This is a genomic window from Cupriavidus sp. CER-90, assembly GCF_057652055.1.
This window is the reverse complement of record NZ_JBYGYM010000003.1, coordinates 131,598-139,730: the sequence shown is the minus strand read 5'-3', so window position 1 is coordinate 139,730 and position 8,133 is coordinate 131,598. Positions and strand designations below refer to the sequence as shown.

The following is an 8,133-nucleotide window of genomic DNA, read 5'->3' as shown; positions in this document are numbered from 1 at the left end:
TTGTGACCGTTGAGAATGCGAATGCCGTAGACGGGATGGGGATTGCGAAGGATGATGGAAAGGTCGTTCTTACCATCTCCGACCATCTCACCTGGGACGATGAAGCAAGCCACTTTAGCCTGCTGGAGCAGAAAATCGGGGCCTATCTCGGCTTCATTGGGAGTGGCCAGATGGAGGAAGTCTTGCCTGGCTCAAAAGGCCGCTCCATACGAATCGAGATTGTGCACCAGCATGGCCCCAGCGAGGCTGGCATGCGCTTCTTAACTTCAGCGCAGCAGCAATTGCTGGACATGGGGGTGGAACTGAAGTTTGGGGCACTGCCAGAAGGTTATTAGTCTTACGGACCGTAAAACTACCGGAGTACCAACTCCTTCAACGCCCGCTTCGCGCGGGCGTTGTCGTTTCCGGGCTATGCGTCGGGCAGCATGATGTCGCTGACGGCGTGCTCGCCCTGGAGATCGAAGCGCACGAACTGCCGGGTGCCATCCGGGAAGCGCTTCTCGACGGTGCCCTTGGGCGTATCCGGCGTTGACACATAGATGGGGTTGCCATTGGCGAGGTGCTCACGGGCGGCCTCGCCATCGTCGTTGAACATCTCGGCGAAGAGTGCTTCCAGTTCGTCGTCCGACAGCAGGTGAATCGGTTTGGGTGGCAGCATGGCAGGGCAACAGAAAGACAACAAAACGGCAACTTGTTGGGAACACCGACGGCGCGTGGGGAACTGAAAGGCAACTTAAAGGTAACAGTAATGGGACTGTTGTGGGACGTGGCTGGCCCTGCAACCCTGATGGGATACGCTCTTTAGCGGCGTTGGCGGGGTGTAACAGGCCCTCCGCCTGGTCCGATTCCGCCGCAAATCTGGGTCCTAATCTCTCTGCACACCATACGCACATCGTTCGATGAGCCTAAAACCCGCGCCAGGCTTAGCTTTGCGGTTGATCGATGCGTTTCCGGTGGGCGTTTGCGTCATACACGAGTCCGGAAACCCGCATGAAATCAAGGCTTTGCGTATTACGAGCAGATCCGCCAGCTGGAGTAGGTGCATGCGGCACGCACCGGTCGCGAACGGCGAGCGCAGCCGGCAGACCGTGACGCCATAGCGCGGGCCCGAAAGTGCCGCTGGAGGCGCTGATCGAGGGAGATGATGACTAGACTGTCCGCACCCTTGGTAGAATGCGGCATGGCCCGCCCGACCCCTCCCTACTCGCAGAAGTACCTGCTGCCGCGTGCTGCCGATGCTATTGGTCCGCAGAACGAGGCGGAGCGTCGCCTGTATGAGCTCATCCTGGAAGGGCTCAACAGCGGCGAAGGGGCCGAGTACGCGCATGTTGACGAATTCGCGGCCGAGTTCCGCGCCCGCCTGCAAAGCCGCAAGCGCTAAGCCGTGGCGTTGCGCCCGAAGCTACGTCCCGCTGCGCGCGGTGACGCCGATACGGCCCAGGACTGGTATGACGATGCCGCGCCAGGTCTTGGCGAGGCCTTTACCGACGAATTGCTGAGCGTGCTGACCTTCCTGCTCGAACATCCGAGCATTGGCTCGCGCCGCTACGCCCACCTCCTGCTGGACGCATCGCTGCGCGTCTGGTCGCTCGATCGCTTCCCCTTCCTGGTGTTCTACGCGTGAGCGGTGAGGTGCTGGACGTCGTGCGCGTCTTGCACGAGCGCCGCGACATCATTGCGAGCTTGATTACGCATTGAGTTCGAGCGGCGCCGGTGGGCACTGGCGGATACCATTTGCACGTAATCGAGCTCCGTAACGCCGCAAGCGAACGCCAACGATGCCCGTGCATTGCGGGCGCTTCCCCCGCTCCTGATCGATGGCCGGCGCGGCACGTGCAAACGGTATGCACTGGCCTTGCGCACGGTGGATAAAGGGTCGCCCTCCTCGCAACGCCAAAAGCCAACTTCGGGGGCTTCCCCTCAAAAACTATCACGTTTGCGGCCCGTATCACGGACTGAAAAGTCGCCTCCCATCAAGCGTAGCGGGCGATGTGGATACCATTTGCTCGTCAGCGCCAAGTGGCGTGAGCCGCAAACGATGCGAGCCCCTGTGGGTGCCACGCCTTCAGAACCGCACTAATGGTCTTGCGGCACGTGCAAGCGGTATTCGCTATGGGTCGACGCGGCCTGGGCCACGAGCGGCGCTGTGCCGGCCCCGACTCTCCAAACTAATCCGCAAACGGGACTTCCGGACTGCGTATTCGGCAGGATTGGACTGTCAGCGGAGCGATGCAGGCGCGCGCGAGCCGCAAATCAGGCGCAGTGGGCGAAGCAGGCAGTAACCGGTCCTCAGATGGTGCCGTGGGACGGACGACACCGGCGGCCGTCGCGACGCGTCCGTTAATAGCCTGCAGTACCAAGCAGCTATGAGTATGCAGGACGCTGTGGGTACGCTCGCTGTTCCTGAAATCGCAGCGGCCAAGGCATCGGCATTGTTGGCTAGTGCGGGAGCAAAGACTGCACTTATGCAGATGGATACCATGATCCTACTCATCGACTACCTCGGCAGGACGTCCATAAAGGACTGCTTACATGAATCCGCATCAACGGCCGCTATGCGATGCGCGGTCGAAGATAAGGCAGTGGCTGCGCGGGTGACGTTTCGCCGGTGGGTGGGTGATACCAAGACGCGCCACCGCTAAAGAGGATAGGCTTCTGTCATTTCGGAATAGGATTCTATCCTACGAGCCGCACTTAACATAAATTGCGATCTACCCCGCGCCCGGCGCCCGGCGTCCGGAACGAGTTAGTACCGTCCTATGCACGCTTCAAGAAACGCATCGGGACAGAATTCCAAACTGTACTGAGCGGAGTTCTAAACCAGGCCACAGTCAACGTTTGCCGTACGCGTCTTTGAACTCGAGACCTCAGGGAAGCAGGCGGTCGGCTTCCCTCAAAGTCCACCGCCGCCCGCCATGCTGGCCTAACGAGGCGCCAGCATGGCCGGTTAGCCGACCGCCAGTTCTTGCGCTCTGCTTCCGCGCCGCACTAGGCCGAGCGACAGCATCGTCGCGCCAGCTACGACGGCAGGGATGCCGACCAGCACGAACAGTGACGGCATCGTCAGTCCCATCGACAGCATCGTCGCACCGCCGACCGATCCCACTACCGAGCCGAAGCGTCCCACGCCGTTGGCCCAGCTGACGCCGGTGGCGCGGCAATCGGTGGGGTAGTAGCTGGCTGACAAGGCATTGGCGCCCACCTGCGATCCGGAGATGCAGAAGCCGGCCAGGAACACCGCGCTGCCTGCCGCGAGCGGGGCGCCGGCCAGGCTGCCGATGGCGGCCACGAACACGCCGGCCAGCGCGTAGCTGATGGCCAGCACATAGTGCGGATTGACACGGTCCATCAGCCAGCCCAGCACGATTGCGCCCACGGTGCCGCCCACCTGGAACATTGTGGTGACCAGCGCGGCGGTGGTCAGCGACATGCCCGTGCCGCGTAGCAGTGTCGGCAGCCAGCTCGACAGCAGGTAGATCACCAGCAGGCTCATGAAGAACGTCAGCCACAGCAGCAGCGTTCCGCGCAGCAGTTCCGGCTTGAACAGGTGCCTCACCGGCGAGACTTGCGTGCCGGCCTTTTCGGTCACCACAAAGGTCGTGTACTGCAGGTCCGCGTCGGGTGCGATGCGGCGCAGCGTGGCGCGCACGCGGTTATTGTCCCGGCCCTTGACCACCAGGTAGCGCACCGATTCCGGCAGCATGCGGATCAGCATCACACTCAGCACCAGTGGCAGCACACCGCCGATCAGCAACACCGATCGCCAGCCAAAGGCCTCGATCAGGGCGGCCGACGCCAGCCCGCCCAGTGCCGAGCCGACCGTGAAACCGCAGAACATTGTGGTTACCAGGAACGAGCGGCGCTTGTCGGGGCAAAACTCCGACGTCAGCGTGATGGCGTTGGGCATGGCACCGCCCAGGCCAAGACCGGTCACGAAGCGCAGCGCAATCAGTTCCCACAATCCCGGCGACCAGGCCGATGCCAGGCTGGCCGCGCCGAAGCACAGCACCGACACCACCAGCACCGTCTTGCGACCGAAGCGGTCTGCCAGCGGGCCGAACAGGAACGCGCCGGCCATCAGGCCGCCCAGGCCCGCGCCAAACAGTGGCGCCAGATGCGCCGGGGTCAGTTGCCACTCCGCGCGGATGGCCGGGGCGATAAAGCCGATGGCGGCGGTGTCGAAGCCGTCGATGGCAACGATCAGAAAACACAGCACGACGATCGTCACCTGGAATGCGGACAGCGGCTGGCGATCGATGAACGTGGTCACGTTCAACGTGGATTTGGCGGACATATTGTCTCCTCCGGAAAGCCGGGGGTGGGGTGGGATGTACAAGGCGGCTCTTGTGGCCGCTACTCGTGCAGAAAGGAAGCGGATCGGCTTACAGCCAGGGCGTGGGGCTTAGTGCCCGCTCTGCGCGCCAGCCGTGCAGCCATTGCAGCGCGTCATAGAATTGCGTTTGCGAGCGTCCGACCCAGAGCGTGTTGCGCACGAAGCGGTCCACGCCCCTGGCGTGATAGACGCGGCCCATGTCGCGCGCGCCGTACAGCACGCGAGCCGTCCGCGGAATGCGGGCCTGCTCGTACAGCTTGAACGCGGCCTCGAAATCGCCATCGGCGGCATCCACGGCGGCACCCAGTGCCACGGCGTCTTCCAGCGCCTGGCAGGCGCCCTGGGCGATGTACTGCGTCATCGGGTGCGCGGCGTCGCCCAGCAGCGTGGCGCGTCCGAAGCTCCATCGGTCCACCGGGTCGCGGTCGGCCGTGGCCCAGCGCTTCCAGGAATCGGGTCGGTCCAGCATCTGGTGCGGCAAGGCGTGGATACCTTCGAAGTACGACAGCACTTCTTCCTTGCTGCCATCGCGCACGCCCCAGGTTTCGGGCTCGCGGCTGTGGAAGGTCACCACGAGGTTGTACTGCTGGCCGCCACGCAGCGGGTAGTGAACCAGATGGCAGTGCGGGCCGGCCCAGACCACGGGCGCGTTGACCTGCAGGTCCTTCGGCATGTTGTCCAAGTCCACCACGGCACGGTAGACCACATGGCCGGTCACGCGCGGCGCGTCGCCGATCAGCACCTGGCGGACGGCCGATTTCACGCCGTCGCATCCCACCACCGCATCGGCACGGTGGCGTTCGCCGTGCTGGTCGATCACGGTCACGCCGCGTTCGTCCTGTTCCAGCCGTTCCACGCGGGTCGCGGTGCGGAACTCGATCAGGGGATGCTGCTGCACGGCTTCCAGGATCGACAGGTGGATGTCGGCGCGATGGATCACCGCATACGGATTGCCGAAGCGTTCGCGGTAGGCCTGGCCCACGTCGACACGTGCGATGCTGCTGCAGTCGATGGCATCGCGCAGTTCGATGTAGTCGGTGAACACCGCCCGGTTGCGCGCCGCCTCGCCCACGCCCAGCGCGTCCAGCGCGGCAAACGCATTGGCGGCCAGCTGGATGCCCGCGCCGATCTCGCCGATCTTCTCGGCCTGCTCCAGCAGCTCGATGCGCACGCCCTGGCGTGCCAGCGCGAGCGCAGCGGCCAGGCCGCCAATGCCGCCACCGATGATCAGCACCTTGCGGTCGTCGCGTGCGGTTGTCTTCGTGAGGGTTGTCATGATGTTGTCTCCTGGCCTGCTGGCGTGCTGCGTCAGGCGATGTAGTCAGGCTGGCGCGCCGGGGCGGCGGCCTGGAAGGCGGGGTGTGCCGACGCGTGGTCGTAGACGGCCATGGCACGCGGATATGCGGACAGGTCGCAGCCCATGCGCAGCGCATTGGCCATCTGTGGCACCAGCGTCACGTCCGCCAGCGTCGGGTCATCGCCAAAGCAGTAGCGGCCGTGGCCGTAGCGCGCCAGCAGCCGTTCCACGCAGGCCATGCCGTCGTCGATCCAGTGCCGGTACCAGGCATCCTTCTGTGCTGCCGTGACCTTGAGCACGCCGTCCAGATAGCGCAGCACGCGCATGTTGTTGACCGGATGGATGTCGCAGCCGATCAGGTTGGCCAGTTCCAGCACGCGTGCGCGCTGCACGGGGTCTTGCGGGATCAGGCGCGGTGCCGGATGGCGGGCGTCCAGGTAGTCCATGATGGCTAGCGACTGGCTCAGCTGGAAGTCGCCGTCCACCAGCGCAGGGACGCTGGCCGACGGATTGATGCCATCCACGTACTCGGCTTCGCGATGCTGGCCGGTGCGGATGTTCACGGGCAGGTAGTCGTACGGCAGGCCCTTCAGGGCCAGCGCGATCCGCACCCGGTAAGACGTGGAACTGTTGAAGAAACTATAGAGCTGCATGGTGGGTGTCCCAAGCGTCAGATCACGCGCGCCTTCAGTTCACCGAGGCCTTCCACGGCGGTGACCATCAGGTCGCCGGCCTTGACCGCACCCACGCCCTCGGGTGTGCCCGTGTAGATCACATCGCCAGGTTCCAGGTGGAAGAATTGCGACAGGTAGGCCACCGTCTCGGCCACCGACCAGATCAGGTGCGTGACGTTGCTGCGCTGCTTGGTCGTGCCGTTGACGGTCAGTGTGATCTCGGCCTGCTGCGGATGGCCGATCTCGCTGGCGCGGTGGATCGGGCCGATCGGCGCGGACGCGTCAAAGGCCTTGCCGATCTCCCACGGGCGGCCCATTTCGCGCATCTTCATCTGCAGGTCCCGGCGTGTCATGTCCAGGCCCACGGCGTAGCCGTACACGTGTTCCAGCGCGCTTTCCACGGGGATGTCCGAGCCGCCCTTGCCAATCACGGCCACCAGCTCGGCCTCGTAGTGGTAGTTCTGCGTCTGCGACGGGTAGGGCAGCTCCAGCGTCTGGCCGTCCTGCACGGGGATCACGGCGTCGGCGGGCTTGCAGAAGAAAAACGGCGGCTCGCGGTCGGGATCGAAACCCATCTCACGGGCGTGGGCGGCGTAGTTGCGGCCCACGCAGTAGACGCGGCGCACGGCAAACACATCGTCGGTGCCGGCAACGGGAACGGCGACGGTCGCGGGGGGCGTGAAAACGAAGTTCATGGTCTGGTATCCAGTGAAAGCAGGGTGAGCGGGGCCGCAGCCTGCGTCGGGGCGCGGGCCGATGGCATACGGAGGTGAAAAGCGGTTCAGGTGCGCGATTCGCGCAGCAGGTTCAGGGCGGACAACACCGGGCGGTCGGAGTAGCTGAACAGCACCGCGTCGTTGATGGCGGCCAGTTGCACCGGCGCCCAGGACGGGGCCACGAACACGTCGCGCGGCTCGAACTGGAACTGTGCGTCGCCGATGCGCACGGTGCCGCTGCCTTCCACCACGCTGTAGACCGTGGCGTCGGTACTGCGGTAGGTCTTGCCCTGGAAGCCCGCCGGCAGGTACTGCATGAACGTGGCGATGGTGGGCATCGGCCAGCCACCGGTGGCGGGGTTCACGTAGCGCAGCTTCACGCCGTCCCAGGCATCGAGTTCGCCATGGCGGTAGAGCTGGTCCAGCGCTTCACGCGAGCGGGCGTAGGGGTAGCTGAAGATCGGTGAAGTCGGGTCTGTCACGCGGTGGCGCACCGGCACCATATTGTGGCCGAAGCGCGCAAAGCTGTCGCCTTCAGGGCGCAGTACCGGCTGCTGGGTTTCCGGGTAGTTCTCGGCAAAGCCGGCGTCGAACTGCTGCACCAGCGGGATATCGAGGCCATCGAGCCAGACCACGGGCTCGCCGCCTTCGTCGGCGGACGGATTGCCGTGGTCATGCCACGTCCACGACGGCGTGATGATGAAATCGCCCGGATGCATCGTGGTGCGCTCGCCGTTGACGGCCGTCCACGCGCCCTTGCCTTCGACGATAAAGCGCAGCGCCGATTGGGTATGCCGATGGCTGGGCGCCACTTCGCCGGGCAGGATCAGTTGCAGGCCTGCGTACAGCGTGGAGGTGATGCTCGACTTGCCCGGCAGGCCGGGATTTTCCAGCACCAGTACGCGGCGCACGGCTTCCTCGGCGCTGATCACACTGCCGGCCTGCATGACCAGCGGGCGCACCTGCTCGTACTTCCATAGGGCGGGAACGATCTGCGGGCGGGGCTCGCGCGGCACCAGCGCATGCAGCGACTCCCAGAGCGGGGTCATGTGGCTGCGGCCGATGCGCTCGTAATAGGCGGCGCGGGCGGGGTCCAGGGTGTGCTCGGACATG

The 8,133-nt window shown here is 64.6% G+C and carries 9 protein-coding genes; 3 read left to right on the top strand and 6 right to left on the bottom strand.

The window, feature by feature from the left end:
• Positions 1-2 precede the first annotated feature (2 nt).
• Positions 3-335, top strand: coding sequence for a DUF6572 domain-containing protein (locus AC24R4_RS27855; RefSeq protein WP_487524093.1), 333 nt, complete (start codon positions 3-5; stop codon positions 333-335).
• 74 nt (positions 336-409) lie between these two features.
• On the opposite strand, the gene AC24R4_RS27850 is transcribed toward AC24R4_RS27855, so the two are convergent.
• Positions 410-658 carry a hypothetical protein gene (locus AC24R4_RS27850; protein WP_487524092.1) on the bottom strand — a complete coding sequence of 83 codons (249 nt, stop codon included), beginning with the start codon at positions 656-658 and terminating at the stop codon, positions 410-412.
• A gap of 522 nt (positions 659-1,180) precedes the next feature.
• Between AC24R4_RS27850 and AC24R4_RS27845 the strand changes: the two genes are divergently transcribed.
• Complete coding sequence (locus tag AC24R4_RS27845) at positions 1,181-1,381, top strand: hypothetical protein (protein WP_487524091.1); 201 nt, start codon at positions 1,181-1,183, stop codon at positions 1,379-1,381.
• A gap of 3 nt (positions 1,382-1,384) precedes the next feature.
• A complete protein-coding gene (locus AC24R4_RS27840) occupies positions 1,385-1,624 on the top strand; it encodes a type II toxin-antitoxin system RelE/ParE family toxin (protein WP_487524090.1) in 240 nt (79 codons plus the stop codon).
• Positions 1,625-2,947: 1,323 nt separating this feature from the next.
• Here AC24R4_RS27840 and AC24R4_RS27835 read toward each other — a convergent pair.
• The 5 genes from AC24R4_RS27835 to gtdA all read right to left on the bottom strand — a co-directional run bounded on the left by AC24R4_RS27835 (position 2,948) and on the right by gtdA (position 8,132).
• Complete coding sequence (locus AC24R4_RS27835; RefSeq protein WP_487524089.1) at positions 2,948-4,294, bottom strand: aromatic acid/H+ symport family MFS transporter; 1,347 nt, start codon at positions 4,292-4,294, stop codon at positions 2,948-2,950.
• Between the two features lie 88 nt (positions 4,295-4,382).
• Positions 4,383-5,609, bottom strand: coding sequence for a 3-hydroxybenzoate 6-monooxygenase (locus AC24R4_RS27830; RefSeq protein ID WP_487524088.1), 1,227 nt, complete (start codon positions 5,607-5,609; stop codon positions 4,383-4,385).
• Between the two features lie 32 nt (positions 5,610-5,641).
• On the bottom strand, positions 5,642-6,283 hold the full coding sequence (gene maiA, locus AC24R4_RS27825; protein WP_487524087.1) for a maleylacetoacetate isomerase: 642 nt from the start codon (positions 6,281-6,283) through the stop codon (positions 5,642-5,644).
• Positions 6,284-6,300: 17 nt separating this feature from the next.
• On the bottom strand, positions 6,301-6,999 hold the full coding sequence (locus AC24R4_RS27820; RefSeq protein WP_487524086.1) for a fumarylacetoacetate hydrolase family protein: 699 nt from the start codon (positions 6,997-6,999) through the stop codon (positions 6,301-6,303).
• 86 nt (positions 7,000-7,085) lie between these two features.
• On the bottom strand, positions 7,086-8,132 hold the full coding sequence (gene gtdA, locus AC24R4_RS27815) for a gentisate 1,2-dioxygenase (protein ID WP_487524085.1): 1,047 nt from the start codon (positions 8,130-8,132) through the stop codon (positions 7,086-7,088).
• Between the last annotated feature and the right edge of the window lies 1 nt (position 8,133).

Bases quoted from the DNA above. Each gene is read 5' to 3' on its own strand.
- AC24R4_RS27820 (WP_487524086.1), bottom strand. From the start codon at position 6,999: ATGAACTTCGTTTTCACGCCCCCCGCGACCGTCGCCGTTCCCGTTGCC.
- AC24R4_RS27850 (WP_487524092.1), bottom strand. From the start codon at position 658: ATGCTGCCACCCAAACCGATTCACCTGCTGTCGGACGACGAACTGGAA.
- AC24R4_RS27845 (WP_487524091.1), top strand. From the start codon at position 1,181: ATGGCCCGCCCGACCCCTCCCTACTCGCAGAAGTACCTGCTGCCGCGT.
- maiA (WP_487524087.1), bottom strand. From the start codon at position 6,283: ATGCAGCTCTATAGTTTCTTCAACAGTTCCACGTCTTACCGGGTGCGG.
- AC24R4_RS27830 (WP_487524088.1), bottom strand. From the start codon at position 5,609: ATGACAACCCTCACGAAGACAACCGCACGCGACGACCGCAAGGTGCTG.
- gtdA (WP_487524085.1), bottom strand. From the start codon at position 8,132: ATGTCCGAGCACACCCTGGACCCCGCCCGCGCCGCCTATTACGAGCGC.
- AC24R4_RS27835 (WP_487524089.1), bottom strand. From the start codon at position 4,294: ATGTCCGCCAAATCCACGTTGAACGTGACCACGTTCATCGATCGCCAG.